The organism is Marinobacter sp. ANT_B65, from assembly GCF_002407605.1.
In the GTDB taxonomy this organism is placed as follows: Bacteria; Pseudomonadota; Gammaproteobacteria; order Pseudomonadales; family Oleiphilaceae; genus Marinobacter.
This window is the reverse complement of sequence record NZ_NXGV01000002.1, coordinates 498038-521110: the sequence shown is the minus strand read 5'-3', so window position 1 is coordinate 521110 and position 23073 is coordinate 498038. Positions and strand designations below refer to the sequence as shown.

The following is a 23073-nucleotide window of genomic DNA, read 5'->3' as shown; positions in this document are numbered from 1 at the left end:
ACCAGCCACCCCGATAACAGTTATTAGCTAATAACTACAGGTTATCAATATATTCAGGACCAGGACATACCAAACTACTCCGGACCCGGGATTAGCCCGCCACAAATCCAGCTCCAGCCATCACTATAGTTAACTCATAAAGGCGCTCAAAAAAAAGCCCCGCACAGGACAGGGTAGTCCTGTGCGAGGCAGAATGTCACCCGCCGGCTATGAGTAGCGGGTAACCGCCATTGCCTGGTTTACCATTTGGCCGTCAACGCAGCGCGCAGTGTGCGGCCAGGCTCATTCACACGTACCGCATCAGGGTTGAACGGATCTGTGTTTGCACGGCTCACGTGAGGCGCCCAGGTGTTATCAAACAGGTTATCCAGAGCCCAGCTGAATGTAAGGTGCTCCATCAGCGGGTGACTACCAGACAGGCTGAACACGCCATATCCGGGCGATGTTCCCGCATCCAGCCCGGATTCCGCATCAATACGATCCTGGCGACGGGCCAATTGCCACCGGGCTTCAATACTATGTCCCATATGGTGCCAGCCCAGAGTTTGCACAAACTGCACCGGAGGAATCTGTGCGAGAGACTGATTATTGTCACGATTCTCACCGCGAACTGACGCAAGAGTACTGCTACTGTTCCAGGTCCCGTCCGTCCAGCCGATCATCATCTCGACGCCAAGCAGACGTGCGTCAATATTTTCATAACGAACATCGGCCGGTGTTTCTTCATAACGCCTTACGAAATCGTCCACCTGATCAACCCAGATCACCGGCTTCCAGCTCCACTGATCTTTGCTGCCACTCAGTGCCAGCTCAGCTTTGTGGTGTTTTTCAGTGTCCAGACCAGGGTTGCCAATCCAACTGCCACTCGAGGTATTCCGGGCCAGATAGCGTTCGGTCACGCCGGGACTACGCACGCTGCGGCTTGCCGTCAGTGTCAGCGCCTGATTATGCGGCAGGCGCCATTCTCCGGATAAAAATCCGCTGACGTTGTTATCTTCAGGCTTTACATCCGTTGTGCCGTATGCGCTCTGATAAAGCATGGCCGGAGTCATTCCCATACTCGCAACATCGCCGGCCCTGGTGGCATCCATTTCCACACGGTCATACCGGACTCCGGCTCCAACCTTTACGTCACGGGCAATGCGCCGGAAACCCTCAGCGAAAATCCCGACACGCTCCCGCTCCACACCGGGCCACATGAATGAGACCGTCATCGGCATGGGGTTGGTAAGATTCGACAGCTTCGCATCCCAGTCATTGGTCTCCAGGTCTGCGCCGACGGCCCAGTCGGTTGAAGTGCCGGGGCTTTGATCAAGGATAAAGCGCATTCCACGTGTCTCGGTCGTGGAATCCGTCTGCATTTTCATCATGCCTGCAGAACGCAGGCTGAAGTTGTCCATAATGTGATCAACGTCTGCCTGCCAGGCAAGCAGACTCCACTCACCATCAGCTACCGGAGAGCCCAGCTCTAAACGGTACATATCCGTATCAGTCTTCGGAGCATCCATGCCGGAGCCTGCGTATTTCACATCGTCTTCTTCCTGACGACTGACCATGCCTTTGATATAAAACCCATTTCCGGCTGTCCAGGCGCCATCAACACGGCCTTCGGTGTTTTCATAGGCACTGCGCACCTTATTACCATCACCATCTTCGTAATCATCGGCTTCATCATATCCGCCAGAAAGCCTGAGCCATGTATTCTCACTGCCAACGGCGGCCGTGGCGTTTATCAGCCTGCCGCTACCATTGTCCGATCCACCAATCGTTACCTGGCCTGTGGTCGCGTTGTCATCGAACCGGGGATCAGCAGTAGTCGCAACAATCTGCCCTCCGGCGATCGGGCCCCAGCGCAAAGTACGGTTATTGGTTCTCACCTCCAGAACCGGGGCCAGGGCACTACTCAGCCGACTGGTTGGCGGGTCCATCCGGTTAGGACAGGCACCTTCGACACGAATACCATCCAGCAGCACATCCACCCGGTCCTGACTCTGACCCCGCACTACCGGCTCCAGACCACGACCTCCCATTCGGGAAAGAGATACCGACGGATCAGACACCAACCGGTTCACCGGCTCGCTGGCCAACACTCCATCAGCACTGCCGCTCAGCTGCCCTTCCGTCACCCGGATAAGAACGCTTTCTGCGGCAGTCTGTGCCAGCGTCAGCGCCGGAAACCCGGCGAAACCAATCACAGCCATCTGTGTAAATCTGGCAAATGCTCGACCCTTCATACTACTGCGTCCCCGTGGGCGGACCCGTCTGAATCAGAATATTGGAGGGCAATAATAGACGCGCCAGCGTTTGCACGCATGAGACACAATGCCGCATCTCTCTGGTGGTAGTAGGGGTAGAGACAGGGAGGTAGGCACCAAAAAGGAGCGCTATTGCCAAATCGGGCACAATGTGATCAAATCAGCGCCCCTTTTTTGCGCACACCTTTTTCATTTTCCTGCAATAAGCAAGATCCGAAACGAGGAACACCCTATGACCGCCCGACTTGATGAGAAACTGGAACTGATTTACGAAGATGTTCTGCACCGCAACCCGGGTGAAAGCGAGTTTCACCAGGCTGTTCACGAGGTTCTGGAAACACTGGGGCCGGTTCTGGTGAAATATCCTGAATTCGCTGAGAAGAAGATTATTCAACGCATCTGTGAACCGGAGCGCCAGATTATTTTCCGTGTGCCCTGGCAGGATGATAAAGGCGAGATTCATATCAACCGCGCCTTCCGTGTAGAGTTCAACAGTGCCCTTGGGCCATACAAGGGCGGCATGCGTTTTCACCCCTCTGTCTACCTGGGCATCATCAAATTTCTGGGATTTGAACAGATCTTCAAGAACGCACTGACGGGCCTGCCCATCGGCGGAGGCAAAGGCGGCAGCGACTTTGACCCCAAAGGCCGCTCCGATGACGAAATCATGCGTTTCTGCCAAAGCCTGATGACCGAACTGTACCGCCATCTGGGCGAGTATACCGACGTTCCCGCCGGAGATATTGGTGTAGGCGGACGCGAAATAGGCTACCTGTTCGGCCAGTACAAACGCATCACCAACCGCTATGAATCCGGCGTACTCACCGGCAAGGGACTGGACTGGGGCGGCAGCCGTGCACGTACCGAAGCAACCGGCTACGGCGTTGTGTTCTTTACCAGCGAAATGCTGAAAGCCCGCGGCGACTCCATAGAAGGCAAAAAAGTTGTCGTTTCCGGCTCAGGTAACGTTGCAATCTACGCGATTGCCAAAGCACATGAACTGGGCGCCAAAGTCGTTGCCTGTTCCGACTCCAGCGGTATCATCGTGGACGAAAAAGGCATTGATGTGGCCGCACTCAAGCGCATCAAAGAAGTTGAACGCCGCCGTATCAGCGCATACACAGAGTTCCACAAGGACGCAAAATACGTTGCGGGTGGCAGTATCTGGTCGGTACCCTGTGATATCGCACTCCCGTGTGCCACCCAGAATGAGCTGAACGCCAACGATGCCAAGACACTGGTTGAGAATGGCTGCATCGCCGTTGCTGAGGGCGCAAACATGCCGACAACTCCGGAAGGTATCGCTATCTTCCAGCAAGCCAAACTGATGTACGGCCCGGGCAAAGCAGCCAACGCTGGTGGCGTAGCAACCTCAGCACTGGAAATGCAGCAGAACGCCAGCCGTGACTCCTGGTCTTTTGACTATACTCAAAAACGCCTTGAGGACATCATGATCGAGATCCACAGGAGCTGTTATGAGACGGCGGCAGAGTTTGGATCCGAGGGTAACTACGTGCTTGGGGCCAACGTCACCGGGTTCATCAAAGTAGCTCGCGCCATGGATGCCATGGGCGTTATCTGACGACGGAGCAGCAAATCGTGACCCCAGCCGGCGGAAACTCACAGGATGACATGAGGGTTTCTACCGGCCTTCCGGGGCTTGACGATGTGCTTGACGGCCTCAGAATTGGCGATAATGTTGTCTGGCGGGTTACCGACCTGGACGACTATCGCCGGTTCGTTACGCCGTTTATTGAGTCTGCGGCGTCCGCCGGGCGCCGTATCATCTACCTTCGTTTTGGCCAGCATCCTCCGCTGGTGTCCGCGAAAGCAAACATTCACATTGAGAACATCGATGCTCTGGGCGGCTTTGAAGCCTTTACCGGCAAAGTCTGGCGCCTGATTGAAGAGCATGGCCGCGGCGCATTCTACGTGTGCGACTGCCTGAGCGACCTGCTCAATGCCTGGGCCACGGATGCCATGGTGGGTAATTTTTTCCGGGTAGTCTGCCCATTCCTCTTTGAACTCGATACTGTCGCCTGGTTTGCCCTCTATCCCGACCGGCATTCCCGCACCACGCTTGACCGTATCCGGAGAACGACCCAGGTAATGGTGGATGTTCACCGTTTGGGCGACGACGTTCAGATCCAGCCCATCAAAGCCTGGCGCAGGCAGTCTCCTACCATGTTTCTTCCGCACCGGGAGCACCAGGGACGCTTTGTCCCCATAACAGACAGCAGTGACGCCACCCGACTTCAGGCCGGGCTGGAACTGGCCCAGCTTAACCGCCAACCGCTGCTCGATTACTGGGACAGGCTGTTCCTGCAGGTAGCAGACGCCCTTGAGAGCAATAAAGAAACACAGATTGCCGATATCAAAGATCGCGTATTGAACGTCCTGATAAGCAGGGACCCGCGTATGCTGGAGCTCGCCAGACGCTATCTCTCCCTCGAGGACCTGCTTGCCATACGTGCCAGAATGATCGGCAGCGGTTACATTGGCGGCAAGGCTGCCGGTATGTTGCTCGCTCGCAGTATCCTGCTCACCAATCAGCCCGACATCTGGCAGGAGGCCCTGGAACCCCACGATTCCAGCTATCTCGGTTCAGACAGCTATTATTCCTTTCTTGTTCATAACGGACTCTGGCCGGCAATCATGCGCCAAAGGTCCCCAGAGGGTTATTTCACTGAAGCAGCGGAGCTTCATGAAAGCCTGATGACCGGCAGCTTCCCCCCGGAAATCCGGGCCGAGCTGGAGCGCCTGTTGGATCACTATGGCCAATACCCGATTCTGGTGCGCTCAAGCAGCCTTCAGGAGGACGGCTTCGGAAATGCATTTGCGGGCAAATACGACAGTATTTTCCTGGTAAATCAGGGCCCTCCGGAACTTCGGCTTTCAGCACTGGAAGATGCCATCCGGCAGGTTTACGCCTCAACCATGAGCAAGGATGCACTGGTGTACCGGAAGCAACGGGGGCTGGATCAGAGAGAAGAGCCCATGGCGCTGCTGATTCAGCGGGTCAATGGTCGCTTCCACGGGCGTTACTACCTGCCGGATGCTGCCGGCGTCGGGGTTTCCCGCAATACATTCGCCTGGGATACCAGCATGGATTCTGAAGCCGGTATGGTCCGCCTGGTTATGGGCCTGGGTACCCGGGCAGTTGACCGTATTGAAGGTGATCATGCGTGCGTAATGGCCCTGGACTTCCCCAGCCGCCAGCCCTTTCGCAATCAGGATGAAAGCTACCGCTTTTCCCAGCATCTTCTCGATGTGCTGGATTTGAATGAAGGAAAGCTGAACACGCTTCCTTTAAGCCTGCTCACTCAGGAAATTCCGGACCTGCCACTAAAATATCTTGGGGAAATAGATCAGCCCGCAAGCCGGCGGGCAGAGGAGCTGAACCTCCATGCACCAGTGTGGCGACTGACGTTCCAGGCGCTGGTCCGCGGCAGCAGGTTTATCTCTCGCCTGTCCAGCCTGCTGAAAACACTCGAAGCCGGCTACCTGCATCCGGTGGACGTGGAGTTTACCCTGCGCCTGGACGATGCCGGTGAACCGGCGTTTAATCTTGTACAGTGCCGCCCACTGGCAACCATTGGTGAATCTGCGGCGGCGGCTATACCTTCCGAAATACCCGGCCGACAACTTTTTTTCCAGACCCGTGGCCACTTCATGGGCGGCAATATAAACCTCCGCATCCAACGGGTTATCCGTGTGGATGCAGCCGTATACAGCCGGTTAAGCGTCAGCGAACGTTACGAGGTTGCCCGCCTTATTGGCGAACAGGTACGCACAGCAGATGGAAAAACCATGCTTATTGGCCCCGGCCGCTGGGGAACCAGCAGCCCGGAACTGGGCGTGCCTGTCCGTTTTGCCGATATAGCCGGGGTATCCGTGTTGATTGAAGTGGCAGAAATGGAGGGTGACATGGTTCCCGACCTTTCCTACGGCTCACACTTTTTTCAGGATCTGGTGGAAACCGGAATCGCCTATGTTGCCCTGTTCCCCAATGGCAGAAACTGCACCTATCAGCCAGAACTTCTCCCCGGCACCCCGGCTGACATCTCAAAAATCACTCCGGAGAATTCACTGCAAACCTTTGATCTTAGAGAAGGTTCTCTGCAGCTGACGGGCGACGTTGTCAGCCAGAATCTGGTTTGTTATTTCACGGATGAGCAACCGTCTTTTTAATGCCGGGAACTTACTCAAAGTATTCGCAGGATTCACCCCTGCCTGCTCTGCCCTGTTAGAATCTGTATCATGAAATGGCTGACCCACTCTCAAACAGGCTTCCAACAAGCTGCGCGCTACCTGCTGGCCATGCGCCTGGCAGTCGTTGGCCTCCAGCTTACCGCCCTTGCGGTAGCAGAAACCGTTGTTACACTTGCACACCGCGCTGAAGCACTCGCTATATGCCTGCTCTATGGCGTTCTCGCTACTCTCGGCTGGCTCTGGTTTACCCGACGACCACCACGCTCGCCGGCAAGCGTAAGTGCCGGTCTCGCCCTTGACCTGGCCCTGATAGGTGCCTGGCTGTTCCTCACCGGCGGCTATACTAACCCTCTGGTTTCCTTACTGCTGCTGCCTATAGCCGTAGCGATCATTCTGGTTCCCCTTAGCCAGAGCATTGCTCTTACGCTTTCAGGAATTGCGGTCTACACGGCCCTGGTTGTCTGGCATTCTCCGCTTACCCATGACCACAACCATGCCAATCTGGCGCAGTTACACCTGGTCGGGATGTGGGTCACCTTTGCTATTACAGCTGTGATCCTTTTGCTGGTAGTAGGGGCTCTCGCACGAAGGTTGCGCCAGCAACAGGAGCAGCTGTCAAGCATCCGGGAGACGCGCCTGCGCGATGAACAGATCATTGCATTGGGGCTTTCTGCCGCCGCCGTTGCCCATCGTTTGGGCACGCCTCTGAACACCATGACATTGCTGGTCGACGAGATCCGCTCAGCGTTTCCCGACCCCGACCTTGCTGAAGACCTGAACCTGATGGAACGACAGCTTGCTCTTTGTGGCAAACACCTGCAGCAGCTTTCCAACGCAGCCATTCAAGCTAAAACCGCGCAGCTGGAAAACCTCCCGGTGCAGGAGTGGGTGGCACGGCTGAGAGAGTCGGCCACACTCCTGTGGCCAGCGGCACCCATAGATTGGTCGGCAGAGCTTCCGGATTGCCAGGTTGCGGTAGATGCCACTCTGGACCAGGCCATCCTCAATCTTCTGGCCAATGCTCTTACTGCCAGCCCGACATGGGTAGCTGTCAGTGTACACAGAGCAACTTCCAGCAGAATCGAAATAGTGGTGGAAGACCACGGAGACGGCCTGGAGGATACTCTGCAGGAGACCCCGGGCGAACAGATCGTGGGCTCAGAGAGCGGTCTGGGCGTTGGCCTCTTCCTTTCAAACGCCACAATTCAGCGCCTGGGAGGCACCCTGAAAGCACGAGTTGACCAGGATGGTACGACCATGATCATCGATTTGCCGGAAGCCGGGGCGGATAAAACAAACGCCGGAGGGAGCAAATGACCACAAACGAACGCTGGCTGCTTATTGACGATGACGCTGCCTTTCTGGAGATACTCCAGCGAGCGCTGAAGCGCCAGGGAATTGAAGCCACAGGTACTCACTCCCATGCCGAAGCACTCCACGCCCTCGACACCCAGGGCTTCGGAAAGTGCGTTCTGGACCTGAACCTTGCGGGCGAGAGCGGCCTTCAGCTCCTGCCGGAACTCCTCACCAGAATACCCGGGCTCGACGTCCTTGTGCTGACAGGCTATGGCAGCATTGCCACAGCGGTTGAAGCCATGCGCCGGGGCGCCGTCAATTACTTATGCAAACCGGTTACCGTGCATCAGCTCATCAGTGGCTTTGAAGCCCTGGCAACATCCCCGGAACTGCGACATGAGCCGCCGTCAGTGGAAGAAATGGAATGGGAGCACATTCAGCGGGTGCTTAATGAGCATGAGGGCAATGTCTCTGCCACCGCCAGGGCTCTGCACATGCACCGGCGAACCCTGCAAAGAAAGCTGCAAAAGCATTCCCGTTGGCGCAACTGAACTACCAGGCAAAAAATTGACATATATCAATCTTATTTCCGTTTGCATGGGTATTCTGCGCGGCTGCTTTTTCACAAAGCACGCTGGCAAGCGACCGATGCAACGCGTATAAATCAATATCAGGATCAATCTATCAGGACAGGGAGAACAGTCGCACTTTTTGTGGCCGGAGCACAGATCTAATTATGTCAGATATAGATATTCCGGAACCCGAGACGCCTTGCTCCGAGATTGATCCAGAGCTCCTTTCACTGGTTGCCAGTGTCACACCCAACATGGTACTTATCCTTGATGCAGAAGGGATTATTCAGTGGGCCAACCCAGGTTTTGAAGAACATACCGGTTACCTGCTAAAGGATATTTCCGGAACCCGCCCGAACGACCTTCTTAATGGCCCGGCTACAGACCCGGACACAAGGGCCCGTATCACCCGGAAACTGTGTCAGGGGGATCCGTTTGAAGAAGACGTTCTGCTATACACCCGCTCCGGCGCTCCATTCTGGATCCATCTCAACTGTATTCCTGTCGGCGCAGAACAGGGCGTAAAGCCCGGGTTCATCGCCATAATGAACAACATCTCGGATCACAAACAAGGCGAGCGCGGTTTGCGCATTGCAGCCAGCGTATTTGACCGCAGCCACGAAGCCATCATCATTTCCGATCACAACAACCGGATACTGGATGTGAACCCGGCCTTCTCCCGCATTACCGGATACAGTCGTCTGGACGTGCTGGGACTCAACCCGTCGATCCTGAGTTCTGGCCGTCACTCACCTGACTACTACCGTTCCATGTGGCAAAGTATTCAGGAAAATGACCACTGGCGCGGCGAAATCTGGAACCGACGAAAAAACGGCGAAGAGTTTGTCGAACTGCAATCAATCAGCCGCGTGCACCTTAATGAGCCCGGCCGCTACTACCATGTCGCAACGTTCACCGATATTACCGCACTGAAAAACCATGCCAAAGAGCTGGACTGGGCCGCCAACTATGACGAACTCACCGGCCTGCCCAACCGCCAGCGACTGGAAGACCGTCTGGCCAGAGCGCGAACACACGCAGATCAACAGCAAAAGACTCTGTCAGTCTGTTATCTGGACCTCGACGGCTTCAAGGCGATCAATGACAGTTTTGGGCAAACCGTTGGCAACCAGATACTGCGCGTGCTTGCTCGCCGTCTGGCACAAGCCCTGCACAGTGGCGATACCGCTGCCCGGATTGGTGGCGACGAGTTCGGCCTGATTCTTCAGAGTGATAATCATGACGTTATCTATAAGCGTATATTGTCCATTATCAATGAGCCAGTTGACCCAGGCACAGGTACGGGGCCGATCACCCTCACCGCAAGCCTCGGCATCACCCGCTACCCCGCTGATAATGCAGATGCTGAAGGGCTGATCCGCCATGCCGACCAGGCCATGTACTCTGCCAAGGAGAAAGGGCGGAACCTGCTGCACTTTTTTGACCCGGAACTGAACGAACACCGGCAGCAACGTCGTAAACAGCTTACTGAAATCACCCGGGCTCTCGAAAACGAGGAGTTTGAGCTCTATTTTCAGCCTCAGGTGCGCATAGCGGATTGCAAGGTAGTGGGTTTTGAGGCGCTTATCCGCTGGAAGCACCCCTATAAAGGATTGCTACACCCGGCAGCTTTTCTTCCCACACTGGAAGACAGTCACCTGGAGGTGCCCTTGGGCCAATGGGTTCTGAAAAAGGCTATTTCCCAGATGAACCTCTGGCACCAAGCCGGCCATGATCTGTCAATCAGCATCAACATCAGCGCGCGACACTTGATGGACCAGAGCTTCACGCGCTATCTGGAGAGTTACCTGCACAGCCACCCGGGGGTAAAGCCCGGGAAGATCACCCTGGAAGTTCTTGAATCAACTGCACTTGATGATATCCGGCGAGCCAGCAACGTGCTTACCCGGTGCCAGGAACTGGGACTTCGTGTTGCTCTGGATGATTTCGGAACAGGGTTTGCTTCACTAACCTACATGCGCACGCTGCCAGTCGACCTGGTAAAAATTGACAAGAGTTTTGTGCTCAATATGCTCAATGATACAAGCGACAGGGCTATTGTGGAGAGCGTGATTTTTCTTGGCCAGAGGTTCTCCCACCCGATTCTGGCAGAAGGTGTTGAGACCATGGCCCATGCTCACGCTTTGCGCAAGTTAGGCTGCGATTACGCTCAGGGCTACGGAATTGCGCGCCCGATGCCGGCAGGCGAAATACAGGAATGGATGCAGCTGTGGCACAAGAAAAACAGTGCCGCTGAAAAACCGGTATGCGCCAGCGCGCCAGGTTGGTGACCAAAACCCGGGGAGCACTGTTTTGTTAACGATACCGCCGCTGGTCCAGGGTTGTCAGCCGGTCCGGATGAAACACCATCATGCCGGTAACAACCGCCCCATTCACAAAGCCCTCAGGGATCATGAACAGCGGCAGGTATCGAAGATAATCATGAACCAGCTCTGAAAATTCATATACGCCGCTAAGCCAGAGCATCATGCACATCACCAGCCCGGCGACGACGACTGACAGGCCGGCCCCGAAAAAACCACAAACAAAAATATAGGCAAAAAAATTGCTGAAATCCCGGTGCCTTTCCCAAAGCATGATGCCCTGAGTAACCAGAGCGGGGATCATAACGGTCACAAAGCCATTGGCGGCGAACATCATCACCGGCTCCCGGCCCGTTACCACCGTAATAGCCAGAGCCAGGAGCCCGGCAAATACCGCCAGACCCCAGCCCAGCATCAGTGTGACCACAGTAATGCCAAAGATATGAATTGCTAACCCGGGGTAGATACCCGCCCGCAGCTGCCAGATAAAACCCAGGGCCACTGCAGCACCGAAAAAAGAATGCTGCAGGGCATTGTCTGAAACCAGGTCTCGCCAGCGCACAGACCGGGCGGCCTGCACAAGAATCAACAGGAACAGGGCCAGAGTTACGACCCACTGCCCGGTAGATAGCAAATTATCGGTCATGCCCATATAGCACTACGCCTATTAAAATCCGGAACATTCCCAATGATAACGGCGCAGACTCCCGAACAGCCAATGATCTGTGTCATCGGAAAACAGGAGGAACGCAGTGCCTCCCCTTTCAGGCGGTATGTTTTATTGGCATGTGACTGTCGGTAAGAGCCTGCCAGGCTTCATAGGTGCTGAGAAATACCTGGCCGCCCAGATGAGAAACCAGCTCGGTTCCCCTTAGCCGATCCATGACTGGCCCTTTCACCTCAGAAAGGTGCAGGCGCACCCCGGCATCCTTGAGACGTTCATTTATCGCCTCCAGGCTTTCCAGTGCGGACGCATCTATCTGGTTGACGGCAGGACACACCAGAACCAGATCTTTCAGCTCCGGCTTGCAAATAACCAGATCCATCACCGTCTCTTCCAGAAAACGCGCATTGGCAAAATACAGGCTTTCATCCACGCGCAGAAAAGTGACTTTCGGGCATAGCTCCACATCATGGCGAAGCACATTACGGAAGTGCTCTGTGCCGGGAACCCTGCCAACAACAGCGCTGTGGGGCCGGCTGGTACGATACAGAAACAAACCTATGGAGAGCGCCACCCCTGAGATGATGCCCGCTTCAACACTATGTGCGAGTGTCAGCACAATGGTGGCCAGCATAGCCCCGAAATCCGTCCGCGAATACCGCCAGGTGCGTCCCAGCGCCGGAAAATCAATCAGCGTCGCTACAGCAACTATGATGGTCGCAGCGAGGGTTGCCTGCGGCAAATAGGCAATAGCAGGCGTCAGAAACAAGGTTGCAAGGGCAATCCCGACAGCCGCATATGCACCTGCAGCCGGGGTTTCCGCCCCGGCATCAAAATTAACCACCGACCTGGAAAACCCGCCTGTTACCGGCATCCCTCCGGAAAACCCCGCACTAAGGTTGGCGGTTCCCAAACCAATCAGCTCCTGGTCCGGGTCAATCCGCTGACGCCGCTTTGCTGCGAGAGTCTGCCCTACAGAAACCGACTCAACGAAACCCACCACACTGATTAACAGTGCGCTGACCGCCAGCTGCTGCCAAAGCCCCAAGTCCATTGTGGGCATCGTCAGCTCCGGAAGACCCGAAGGAACATGACCCACCAGATGTACACCCTGATCACCCAGCCCGAACAGCCAGGCCACCAGCGTAGTTACGAGCACGGCCAGAATCGGCGCAGTTTTGGTGACGATATCCGCTGCGCGCGCGCCCATACCTGAACGTATCAGAAGAGGTTTAAGCTGCTTTCGCGCAAACACAAGAAACAACAAGGCTCCCGCACCTATCGCCAGGGTTGCCATATTGGTATCACCGATCGACTGCATCAGCGAATGGCCAATCGTCAGAAGATTCTGGCCGGTCGCCTGTACCCCGAAGATGTGCTTGAGCTGGCTGGCAGCAATTACAATTCCCGAAGCCGTGATAAAACCGGAGATAACCGGATGGCTGAGAAAGTTGGCAAGGAATCCCAACCGGAGAATGCCCATCATTGTGAGCATCAGCCCGGACATAACAGCCAGAAGAATTGCTCCTGCGACGTACTCAGGGCTTCCCGCTTCAGCCAGCGGCGCCAGCGCAGCGGCGGTCATCAGGGAGGCCACGGCCACAGGCCCCACAGAGAGCGTTCGGCTTGTTCCGAAGATCGCGTAGATTACCAGCGGAAGAATACTGGCATACAGCCCGACCTGAGCAGGCAGGCCGGCCAGCAGAGCGTAGGCCAGAGACTGGGGAATCAGCATTACAGTCACAATAACCGCAGCCACCAGATCACTGGTGGCCTGGCTTCGGCCATATTGCGGAGCCCACTGGAGAACAGGCAGGTAGCGTTTAAAGTTCATCAGGCGCTCAGAACAGGTTGACCGGGATTTTCAGATACACCTGCCCGTTATCCTCTGCCGGAGGCATTTCTCCCGCCCGCATATTCACTTGTACTGAGGGCAGTATCAGCCGCGGCATATCGAGAGTCGCATCGCGCTCCGTGCGCATTTTTACAAACTCGTCTTCAGTCACACCGTCATGCACGTGAACATTGGCCGCGCGCTGCTCCGCTACGGTTGTCTCGTGTGCATAAACGTCCCTGCCCGGCGCCTTGTAATCATGGCACAGGAAAATACGGGTCTCTGCCGGCAACGACAGCACCTTGCGAACAGACCTGTAAAGTGCACGGGCATCACCGCCGGGAAAATCACAGCGCGCCGTCCCGTAATCCGGCATGAAGAGAGTGTCGCCAACAAAGGCAGCGTCACCGATAACATAGGTCAGGCACGCAGGTGTGTGGCCGGGAGTATGCATAACGCGACCTTCAAGGCCACCAATTGCAAAGGTATCTCCATCCCGGAACAACCGGTCAAACTGACTGCCATCACGGGCAAATTCGGTACCGGCGTTAAACGCCTTGCCAAAAATCTCCTGAACATCGCAGATATGGGCACCAATGCCGGTTTTACCACCCAGTTTCTCGTGGAGATGAGGCGCCGCAGACAAATGGTCCGCATGAACATGAGTCTCCAGAATCCACTCAACCTTCAGGTTCTCAGAGCGCACGTATTCGACAATTTCGTCCGCAGAACGCACATCGGTTTTTCCTGCGGCGTAGTCAAAATCGAGCACCGAATCAAGAATCGCACAGGCCTGGCTGCCGGGATCACGGACGACATAACTGAATGTATTGGTGGGTTCATCAAAAAAATGCTGAACAATCGGTTTGTTGCTCACAGTGTTCACCTCCGTTGGGACGGCCCCTTTAGATATAATTCTAAGGATATACCAAAACGGAATATTAGGTGAAATTCTCTTTTCCTATCTGCGCGATACTCCTGATGCATCAACAAGACAGTCGCGGCCGGCCTGCTTCGCGTAATAGACCCGCTGATCCGCCAGCTGGATCAGCGGGTCTGGCGAGGCCGGAATGCCGCCAAGCTCCCCGATCGCAGCAATACCTGCACTGACTGTCAGAGGTAATGTATGGCCTTCAAAAACAAAATCGTAATCACGCACCGAACAAATAATACGGCTAACCGTGTCCCGCACATCCGCCTCCATCACACCGCTGAATGCCACAACAAACTCTTCTCCTCCATATCGCGCCACCACATCGGTTTCACGGGTCTGTTCCAGCAATATGTCAGCAAACCTGCGCAGGCAGAAATCCCCGCCCAGATGCCCCCGGGAATCGTTGATCTGTTTAAACCGGTCGAGATCAAAAATCGCAATGGTAAAATGCTCTCCATAGCGGCTAACACGGCTGAGCATTTCATTAAGCCGGGGCATCAGATACCGGCGATTATGCAAAGTGGTCAGGGGATCGCGAATAGACTGGTTGAGCAGCTCGCTTTCAAGCCTGTGGCGCTCAAGTGCGCCTGAGAGCAGGCCCGATACTATAATAAGAAGATCTGCCTGATCCTCACGCCAGGCCCGCTCGCGAAGAGAGTCCACGCCAAAAAAGCCGGTAACAACACCCCGGACCCGGATCGGCACGCAGAACATTGAACAGACACTCTGCTGCTCCAGAAGTGTGCGCTCCGGACCATCAGGCAACTGCTCCAAAGCTTCAACAAAAACGACCCGGTTGCCACTGACCATCTCACGGACCTTGGTTTGCCACCACTCAAAATCCTCAGTCTGCACATCATGCTGAGTATCAATAAGAGACGGTACGCCTGGCGAACACCATTCGTGAGTATTGTCCATAACGCGGTAGTCTGAGGAAAACTCGTACACGTACGCCCGGTCAACCGCAAAAAAACTGCCGATCGTTCTCAGTAATTCAGAAATACACTGATCAATAGTGCCGAAGCTCAGATTAATGAACTCGGTAGACAGGCTGGCGATCACTTTCTGGAAATCAGCCTGGAAGGCTGACTCAGCCTCACGCTCCCGGAGAGTGAACTCAAGCTCTTTATAGTGCTGGATACTGTAAAACTGGCCATACCAGGCAGTGCTTCCATCAGCCTGGCGCTCGGGCGTTGCATGGACTTCAAACCACTCGTAGTGTCCAGCTACCACTTTCAGGCGGGCCTGATATCTCCAGGGCATGAGGGTTTTGACAGACCCGTCAATACTGGCGCTGACGCCGCTGATGTCCTCCGGGTGAATGACAGAAAACATTGCACCCGCTTTTTTCCGCAGATCAGCAGGGTCAAGTCCCAGAAGACTCTGCACCTGATCGCTGACAAACAGGTATCTGTGCAATTCACTATCGGCACTCAGCCAATAGGTAAAAAGCACACCCGGGATGCCCGAAGCCAGCTTTCTGAAAAAATATTCAGAGTCGGTATTGTGCGGCCCCTGGCCGGACTGTTTTGTCATTAACCACTCGCCTTTCGGGCATGAATTGGTTTGATCATAAAACGTGTAGCCCACAGAGCTATACCCGACTATATCAAAACCGGTGAATCCATGTATGTACAGGGCGGGCGCGTCGGGAGGATCCGGAACAGCAGGAGTTAATTGGAATCGCCCATGGACCCAATTGGAATATGCTTATTCCATTATATAGATAACGGTCTATAGTTGAATCATCAACAACCGCCAAGGAGTTTAACCATGGAACAATCTGACAATCCTGTATTCGGCCTGCCACGCCTGAACGAACGCGCGCCTGAATTCAACGCCCCCACAACTGACGGCGTAAAAACCCTCGACAGTTACAAGGGCAAATGGCTGGTACTTTTCTCACACCCGGCCGACTTCACCCCAGTTTGTACTACCGAGTTCATGGCCTTCGCCAAAATGGCTCCCGAGTTCAACAAGCGCAACTGCGAGCTGCTGGGTCTGTCTATCGACAGCCACCACTCACACATCGCTTGGATGCGTAACATCAAAGAGAAGTTTGGCGTCGAGATCCCCTTCCCGATTATTGCCGACCTTAAAATGGATGTTGCCCGCGCTTACGGCATGATTCATCCCGGCGCTGCAGACACATCGGCAGTTCGTGCCACTTTCCTGATCGATCCCAAAGGCGTGCTGAGGGCGATGGTGTATTACCCGATGAGCAACGGTCGCTCAATTCCTGAGTTTCTGCGTCTGCTGGACGCCCTGCAAACCAGCGATGAACACGGAGTCGCCACTCCGGAAGGCTGGCAGCCCGGCGATCGCGTTATCGTTCCGCCTGCCGCCACTGCTGCAGAAGCAGATCTGCGCGTAAGCTCTGACGAGTATGACTGTGTGGATTTCTACTACTGCACAAAACAGCTCTAAGCGCCCTTCTGGCACCCGCAGTAATGAAAACCCTCCCTGGCGTCACTGATGCCAGGGAGGGTTTTTCCGTCAGGAAAAAGATTCCTGACCGTGATACCTTCCTGACTTTCCCTTTAGCCGGCGCATCATCGCCAGAGAGAACATCCTCAGCTGAACCGAGTCATCCATGCCTACTGAATCCAGAACATTGACCAATGAATGGCAGGCCTTCTGGCTGGCCGTTGGCTTTCTCACCCGCATTCCCATGCCAGTGCGCATCAATTACTCGCAGCAACTGATGAACCAGTGCAGCCTGTATTTTCCAATGGTGGGCCTTTTGCTCGGCATGCTCTACGCAGGGCTATTCACTCTGCTCAGTCTGGCGTGGAGCCCGCTGATCTGTGTTTTGCTGGTGCTTTGCTTCCACCTGCTCATTACTGGAGCATTTCATGAAGACGGCCTTGCAGACAGCGTAGATGCTCTGGGCGGCGGTTATACCGTTGAAAAACGTCTGGAAATAATGAAAGACAGCCGCATAGGGACCTACGGTACTGTAGCCCTGGTAATGGCTCTGGCTCTGAAGGCTGCGCTTCTTCTGGACACCAGTAACATCTGGCTTGCGCTCTTGGTGGTGCCCTGCATCAGCCGCATAACCCCATTGCTGCTGATGGCCTTTATGCCTTACGTAACCGACCCGGAAAAAAGCAAGAGCAAACCTGTGGCGGAAAGCTTCTCGCGCAAACGTTTGCTGGCCAGTTGTCTGTTTACCGCTCTGGTCGCTCTTGTTTTCAGTCTGTGGCTACCGGGGCTCTGGCTGGCCGCACTCACTGCAATAATAACCATCGCATTGCTGTGGGGGTGGTACCTTCAGCGACAATTAGGCGGTTACACCGGCGATACTCTCGGAGCGAGCGTTGTATTCTGTGAACTGGTGCTTTTGCTTGGCATATAGGCCGCGAAGAGCGCCTCAGCTCTCCACGGAACAGGACAAAATGCGTGACAACTGGCAGTAAGGCAGGCCCGTTTCCTGATGCCAGCCGTTAAAAGCCGCCTGTGCTTGCTGCAACCCGCTTTTGCTGGTGGGTGAAGCATCCAGAAGACCCGCGTGGCGAAGCCCTGTAACAACATCATGAGACAGAATAAAGCCGTCCCAGCCAACAAGGCGCAAAAAATACTGGGCACTGTTACCCCCCAGACGGGAACCGTTGCGCTTAAGCCACAACAACAGGCCAGCCTCATCTTCTGACGGCCAGTGCCTCAGAAAAGCACCAAAGCTGCCATGTTCGCGAGCAGCATCCACAATCATGCGGGCGTTCTCCGGAACTGTACGGATCTTCTGCATGTTGCGCACAATACGTTCGTCGCTGGCCAGGGCTTCCAGAACATCCGGTGGTACCTGTTGCCAATAGGCGGGTACGAAACCGTGAAAGGCCGCTTCGAAACCAGCCCATTTGTTATCAATCACACGCCACACAAACCCGGCTTTAAACACGCAGCGAGTAATCTCCGAGAGGTAGCGATCGTCCGTTCGCGCCTCCAGCTCAGCAACCGGCGGCAGTTTTGGCAGTAGCGCGTTCAGCGCGTCAACGCCGCCTTTACGTGCAATTGCCCGCTCATGAATATCTGAAAAGCGCATAGAACCTCGTCGTTATGAGTGTTGGCAGGGCCCGATAAATCCATATCGCACTTGCATTAATAATGATCTGACTCAACTCCGCCAAACCACCTTCGATCTACAATCACCGCTCATTGATCCGAATACCGTCTGACCACCCGGCCGGGCAGGAGTCAGAGCGTTCATAGCCAGGACACGAACTTGTTCTGGCTTTTTGCGTAGCTGTCCGTGAGGATTCAGGAGAAACACCATGAGTGAAAAGCACCAGGCCCCCAGAAAACCTTCTGCTCCCCCTTCAGACAACCCTTCAGAGAGCCCCGAGCGGGATCTGGCAACGCGGTTTCCAACCGCTTATACCATTCTGTTTCTGCTGATCATATTCGTTGCTGCGCTGACATGGATTATACCCGCTGGCCAATATGACCGGGCGATGAATGAAGAAGTCGGACGCGAAGTCGCCGTACCAGGCACCTATCAGACGGTCGACCCCAACCCTCAGGGCTTTATGGACATCATGCTCGCACCCACGGCAGGGTTCTATGATCCTGACAGTTACGTGGCCAATGCAATCGATGTCGCCCTGTTCGTCATTTTCCTGGGTGGCTTCCTTGGTGTAATGAATGCCACCGGTGCCATCGACACAGGTATACGCAGTGCCATGCGCCATCTCAAGGGCCATGAGGTCTGGATGATACCAATCCTGATGACATTATTTGCCATAGGCGGCACAACCTATGGCATGGCTGAGGAAACTCTGGCTTTCTATGCCATTCTGATTCCGGTGATGATGGCTGCCGGATACGATGTTGTAACGGGGGTGGCCATTATTCTGATCGGCGCCGGTATCGGCGTGCTGGGCTCAACCATCAACCCGTTTGCCACAGTTATCGCAGCAAACGCCGCCGACATCCCGTTTACTGATGGTATGGTCGTTCGCTTTATCCTGCTCATTGGCGGGCTGTTGATCTGTGCGGCTTACGTTATGCGTTACGCCCTTCGCGTCAAGGCGGATCCATCACGCTCTGTCGTATTCAGGCAATGGGACGCCCACCGCAAGCTCTTCCTGAGCAAGCATGATGACAACGTTATGGATTCCACGCTTAACAGAACTCAGGTAATGGCCCTTCTTATATTTGCCGCAACCTTCGTCACCATGATCTGGGGCGTATCCTCACAGGGCTGGTGGATGGCCCGCATGGGCGCTCTGTTTTTCGGTTCGGCCGTGGTGATCGGCATTATCGCGCGCCTTGGCGAGAAGAAGCTCACCGGCAGCTTTGTTGATGGTGCCCGCGACCTTCTGGGTGTCGCTCTTGTCGTTGGCCTGGCGCGAGGCATTGTGGTGATCATGGACCAGGGCATGATTGCGGATACCATTCTGCACAGCGCAGAAACATCTCTTGGCGGATTGCCCGAACTGGCCTTTATCAACCTGATGTTCTGGATTGAGGTAGGCATGAGCTTCTTTGTACCTTCGTCTTCCGGGCTGGCGGTTCTTTCAATGCCGATCCTGGCGCCGCTCGCGGATTTCGCGAATGTAGGGCGTGATCTGGTCGTCACTGCCTATCAGTCCGCCAATGGCCTGGTAAACCTGATCAACCCCACCTTTGCAGTGGTGGTCGGCGGCCTGGCTATCGGTCGTGTGTCCTATGATCGCTGGATCGCGTTCATCTGGCCTCTTTTGTTAATCCTCACCATTTTTATCACTTTGGTCATCAGTGCAGCTGCACTGGTTTAGCGGAGAACTGAGTTATGTCTGAACATACGCTTGGAGTACATTCCGAAACCGGAACTCTGCGACAGGTCATTGTCTGCCGCCCCGGCCTGGCCCACCGGAGGCTGACGCCTTCCAACTGCGACGCCCTGTTATTTGATGACGTATTCTGGGTCAAACAGGCGCAGAAAGATCATGATGTATTTGTCAGCGTCATGAGAGAAAGAGGTGTCGAGGTACTGGATGTCAACGAATTACTGGCAGAAACCCTGAACATCCCTGAAGCCCGCAAATGGATTCTGGATCACCGCATTACCTGGAACCAGATCGGTGTCGGGATGATTTCCGATCTGCGCGCCTGGATGGATGAGCTTCCGGGCAGCAAGCTTGCTGACTACCTGATTGGCGGGCTTGAAGTGGCCGACCTGCCCTTTGACCCCACAGGGCTCTTTGGCAACCACCTGGGGCATTACGGGTTTGTGCTGCCACCCTTGCCAAACTACCTGTTTACAAGAGACAACAGCGCCTGGATCTATGGCGGTGTCACTCTGAACCCCATGTACTGGGCCGCCCGCAAGCCCGAAACCCTGTTAATGGCCGGCGTGTACCGCTTCCACCCGAAATTTGCCGGCAAGGTCGATGTGCTCTGGGGTGACCCTACACAGGAGCATGGGCTTGCAACACTCGAAGGCGGAGATGTCATGCCCGTAGGCAATGGCACCCTTCTTGTTGGTATGGGAGAGCGTTCATCACCTCAGGCTGTCGGGCAACTGGCTAACGCGCTCTTTGAGAAAGGCACGGTAGAAAGAGTGATTGCCTGCCAGATCCCTAAATCCCGCTCCGCCATGCATCTCGACACCATCTTTACCTTTTGCGGCGGAAACGTTGTCACCACCTTCAAAGAGGTGGCTGACGAGGTTGTCTGCTATGACCTGCGCCCTGGCGAAGGCGAAAAACATCTGTCTTTCCGCCAGGATCCCCGGCCGCTGTTTGATGTCGTTGCAGACGTTCTTGGTTACCAGTCTCTAGAGATTGTCCCCACCGGTGGGGACAGCCCTGCCGAGCGTGAGCGCGAGCAGTGGAACGATGGCAACAATGTGCTGGCACTTAGCCCAGGCGTGGTAGTGGGCTACGACCGCAACGATGATACCAATGCAGCACTCAAAGCTGCAGGTATTGAAGTGCTTTCCATTCCCGGTGCAGAACTGGGGCGTGGCAGGGGCGGCGGACGATGCATGAGCTGCCCGACAATGCGCGATCCCATCTGATAGCACAGGACAAAACCCATGGCGTTTAATCTGAAAAACCGGCACTTTCTGACCCTGCGCGATTTCTCCCCGCAGGAGATCAGATTCCTGCTACAGCTCTCCGCGGATCTGAAAACTGCCAAATACGCCGGCACCGAGGTGCCCCAGCTCAACGGCAAGGAAATAGCCCTGATCTTCGAAAAGAACTCCACCCGCACACGGGTAGGTTTCGAAGTCGCCGCTTATGACCAGGGGGCCAGAGTCACCTACCTCGGGCCCACCGGTAACCACATAGGGCATAAGGAGTCAGTAAAAGACACGGCCCGGGTGCTGGGGCGCGTTTATGACGCCATCGAATACCGTGGTTTCGGTCAGGAAATTGTCGAAGAACTGGCAAAGTATGCCGGAGTGCCTGTCTATAACGGCCTTACCGATGAGTTCCATCCAACACAAATTCTTGCCGACTTCCTCACTATGCAGGAGCATACTGAGAAACCCCTGCATCAGGTGGCTTTTGCATTTCTGGGCGATGCCGGCAATAACATGGGCGACAGCTTGCTGATCGGTGGTGCCAAGATGGGTATGGATGTTCGTCTTTGCGCCCCGAAAGCCTGCTGGCCAAGACAGTCAGTACAGGACGAAGCTCAGGTGATAGCCCGGGAAACAGGAGCACGCATCACTATCACCGATGACCTGGATGCAGCCCTGGCAGGAGCCGACTTCGTTTATACCGATGTGTGGGTGTCCATGGGCGAACCAAAGGAAAAGTGGGGAGAGCGCATCAAGCTGTTAATGCCTTACCAGGTGAACGCTGAAACCATGAAAAAAACCGGTAATCCCAGGGCCCGTTTCATGCATTGCCTGCCCGCCTTCCACAATACCGAAACAACTGTAGGCAAAGAGATAGAGGAAGAGTTTGGCATTGATGCCATGGAAGTAACTGAAGAGGTTTTCGAGAGCCCGGCATCGATTGTGTTCGATCAGGCAGAAAACCGTATGCATACCATCAAAGCGGTGCTGGTAGCCACGCTCGGGGCCTGACTCCGGAGCTGATTGTAGATAAAGGATGCACCCTATGCTGATTGTTGCAGCTCTGGGCGGCAACGCCCTGTTAAGACGCGGAGAGCCACTGACGGCCAGGACTCAGCGCGCCAATGTCCAAACCGCAGCAAAATCACTGGTCGGACTGGTGCGGGCCGGACATCAGCTTGTTATTACCCATGGCAACGGTCCCCAGGTGGGCCTGCTGGCATTGCAGGGTGCCGCCTACAAACCTGAGGAAGCTTATCCTCTGGATGTATTGGGCGCTGAGACCGGTGGCATGATCGGTTATATGATCGAACAGGAAATCGAAAACGCCCTTGACCATGACCGCCCTGTGGCAACGTTGCTCACCCAGGTAGTGGTTGACCGGAATGACCCGGCCTTTGCAAATCCGACCAAATTCATCGGTCCCGTCTATAGTAAAGCAGAGGCAGAAGCCAGAGCTGCCGCCGCCGGCTGGCACATTGCAGCCGATGGCGACAAATGGCGCAGAGTAGTGCCATCGCCGGTTCCCAAAGAAATTCCGGATATTCATGTGCTGAAACTGCTACTGGATCAGGGCGTAATTGTGATCTGTACTGGAGGTGGCGGCATCCCGGTGCTGCGTCGTAATGATGGTAGCATGACCGGTGTTGAAGCGGTTATCGACAAGGACGCTGCCAGTGCCCTGCTTGCACGTGAGTTAGGTGCCGACGCACTGTTATTGCTGACTGACGTAGACGCGGTTTATCGCGACCTGGACACTCAGGCTGCGGCCCCAATACACAAAATTACAGCAGACCAGGCGCGAAGACTGGATATGCCGGCCGGTTCCATGGGGCCAAAGGTAACAGCCGGCGCAGATTTCGCGGATACCGGGGGCATCAGCGGCATTGGCCGCCTGGAAGACGCTCTCGCTATTCTGGCCGGACACGCAGGTACGCTCATTACACGAGCAGGCTCTTGAAACTCCTAAACGT

Annotated in this window: 17 protein-coding genes; 11 read left to right on the top strand and 6 right to left on the bottom strand. The window is 55.2% G+C overall.

Annotated elements, in window-relative coordinates; genetic code table 11:
• Positions 1–239: 239 nt before the first annotated feature.
• Positions 240–2234, bottom strand: coding sequence for a TonB-dependent receptor domain-containing protein (locus CPA50_RS12510; protein WP_179397216.1), 1995 nt, complete (start codon positions 2232–2234; stop codon positions 240–242).
• A 253-nt stretch (positions 2235–2487) separates the two neighbouring features.
• On the opposite strand from CPA50_RS12510, the gene gdhA reads away from it, so the two are divergent.
• The 5 genes from gdhA to CPA50_RS12485 all read left to right on the top strand — a co-directional run bounded on the left by gdhA (position 2488) and on the right by CPA50_RS12485 (position 10626).
• Positions 2488–3837 (top strand): NADP-specific glutamate dehydrogenase, encoded by a 1350-nt coding sequence (gene gdhA / locus CPA50_RS12505; RefSeq protein ID WP_096782839.1) that lies wholly within the window; start codon positions 2488–2490, stop codon positions 3835–3837.
• A gap of 17 nt (positions 3838–3854) precedes the next feature.
• Positions 3855–6446: a PEP/pyruvate-binding domain-containing protein gene (locus tag CPA50_RS12500; RefSeq protein ID WP_227519628.1), complete on the top strand. Its 2592-nt coding sequence runs from the start codon at positions 3855–3857 to the stop codon at positions 6444–6446.
• Positions 6447–6515: 69 nt separating this feature from the next.
• Positions 6516–7784: a sensor histidine kinase gene (locus tag CPA50_RS12495; protein ID WP_096782838.1), complete on the top strand. Its 1269-nt coding sequence runs from the start codon at positions 6516–6518 to the stop codon at positions 7782–7784.
• The gene (locus CPA50_RS12490; RefSeq protein WP_096782837.1) at positions 7781–8314 is read left to right on the top strand and encodes a response regulator transcription factor; all 534 of its coding nucleotides are present in this window, start codon (positions 7781–7783) and stop codon (positions 8312–8314) included. The genes CPA50_RS12495 and CPA50_RS12490 overlap by 4 nt, the downstream gene beginning before the upstream one ends.
• Before the next feature lie 185 nt (positions 8315–8499).
• Positions 8500–10626: a GGDEF and EAL domain-containing protein gene (locus CPA50_RS12485; protein ID WP_096782836.1), complete on the top strand. Its 2127-nt coding sequence runs from the start codon at positions 8500–8502 to the stop codon at positions 10624–10626.
• Positions 10627–10651: 25 nt separating this feature from the next.
• Here CPA50_RS12485 and CPA50_RS12480 read toward each other — a convergent pair whose 3' ends face one another.
• The 4 genes from CPA50_RS12480 to CPA50_RS12465 form a co-directional block, all read right to left on the bottom strand.
• Entirely contained in the window at positions 10652–11311 is a 660-nt protein-coding gene (locus CPA50_RS12480) for an energy-coupling factor ABC transporter permease (protein WP_096782835.1), read from the bottom strand.
• Positions 11312–11423: 112 nt separating this feature from the next.
• The gene (locus CPA50_RS12475) at positions 11424–13157 is read right to left on the bottom strand and encodes a SulP family inorganic anion transporter (RefSeq protein ID WP_096782834.1); all 1734 of its coding nucleotides are present in this window, start codon (positions 13155–13157) and stop codon (positions 11424–11426) included.
• A gap of 7 nt (positions 13158–13164) precedes the next feature.
• The gene (locus tag CPA50_RS12470) at positions 13165–14034 is read right to left on the bottom strand and encodes an MBL fold metallo-hydrolase (RefSeq protein WP_096782833.1); all 870 of its coding nucleotides are present in this window, start codon (positions 14032–14034) and stop codon (positions 13165–13167) included.
• An 84-nt stretch (positions 14035–14118) separates the two neighbouring features.
• On the bottom strand, positions 14119–15627 hold the full coding sequence (locus CPA50_RS12465) for a diguanylate cyclase (RefSeq protein ID WP_096782832.1): 1509 nt from the start codon (positions 15625–15627) through the stop codon (positions 14119–14121).
• 237 nt (positions 15628–15864) lie between these two features.
• Between CPA50_RS12465 and CPA50_RS12460 the strand changes: the two genes are divergently transcribed.
• Both CPA50_RS12460 and cobS read left to right on the top strand, forming a co-directional pair.
• Positions 15865–16518, top strand: a complete 654-nt coding sequence (locus tag CPA50_RS12460; RefSeq protein ID WP_096782831.1) for a peroxiredoxin — start codon at positions 15865–15867, stop codon at positions 16516–16518.
• A 166-nt stretch (positions 16519–16684) separates the two neighbouring features.
• Entirely contained in the window at positions 16685–17449 is a 765-nt protein-coding gene (gene cobS, locus CPA50_RS12455) for an adenosylcobinamide-GDP ribazoletransferase (protein ID WP_096782830.1), read from the top strand.
• Positions 17450–17464: 15 nt separating this feature from the next.
• Here the strand turns inward: cobS and CPA50_RS12450 are convergent, their stop codons facing one another.
• On the bottom strand, positions 17465–18133 hold the full coding sequence (locus CPA50_RS12450; RefSeq protein ID WP_096782829.1) for a DNA-3-methyladenine glycosylase I: 669 nt from the start codon (positions 18131–18133) through the stop codon (positions 17465–17467).
• A 229-nt stretch (positions 18134–18362) separates the two neighbouring features.
• On the opposite strand from CPA50_RS12450, the gene CPA50_RS12445 reads away from it, so the two are divergent.
• The 4 genes from CPA50_RS12445 to arcC are packed head-to-tail and all read left to right on the top strand — an operon-like array spanning position 18363 to position 23060.
• Positions 18363–19847, top strand: a complete 1485-nt coding sequence (locus tag CPA50_RS12445) for a YfcC family protein (protein ID WP_096782828.1) — start codon at positions 18363–18365, stop codon at positions 19845–19847.
• A gap of 14 nt (positions 19848–19861) precedes the next feature.
• Entirely contained in the window at positions 19862–21091 is a 1230-nt protein-coding gene (locus CPA50_RS12440) for an arginine deiminase (RefSeq protein WP_096782827.1), read from the top strand.
• An 18-nt stretch (positions 21092–21109) separates the two neighbouring features.
• Complete coding sequence (locus CPA50_RS12435; RefSeq protein WP_096782826.1) at positions 21110–22111, top strand: ornithine carbamoyltransferase; 1002 nt, start codon at positions 21110–21112, stop codon at positions 22109–22111.
• A gap of 34 nt (positions 22112–22145) precedes the next feature.
• A complete protein-coding gene (gene arcC, locus CPA50_RS12430; RefSeq protein WP_096782825.1) occupies positions 22146–23060 on the top strand; it encodes a carbamate kinase in 915 nt (304 codons plus the stop codon).
• Positions 23061–23073: the final 13 nt, after the last annotated feature.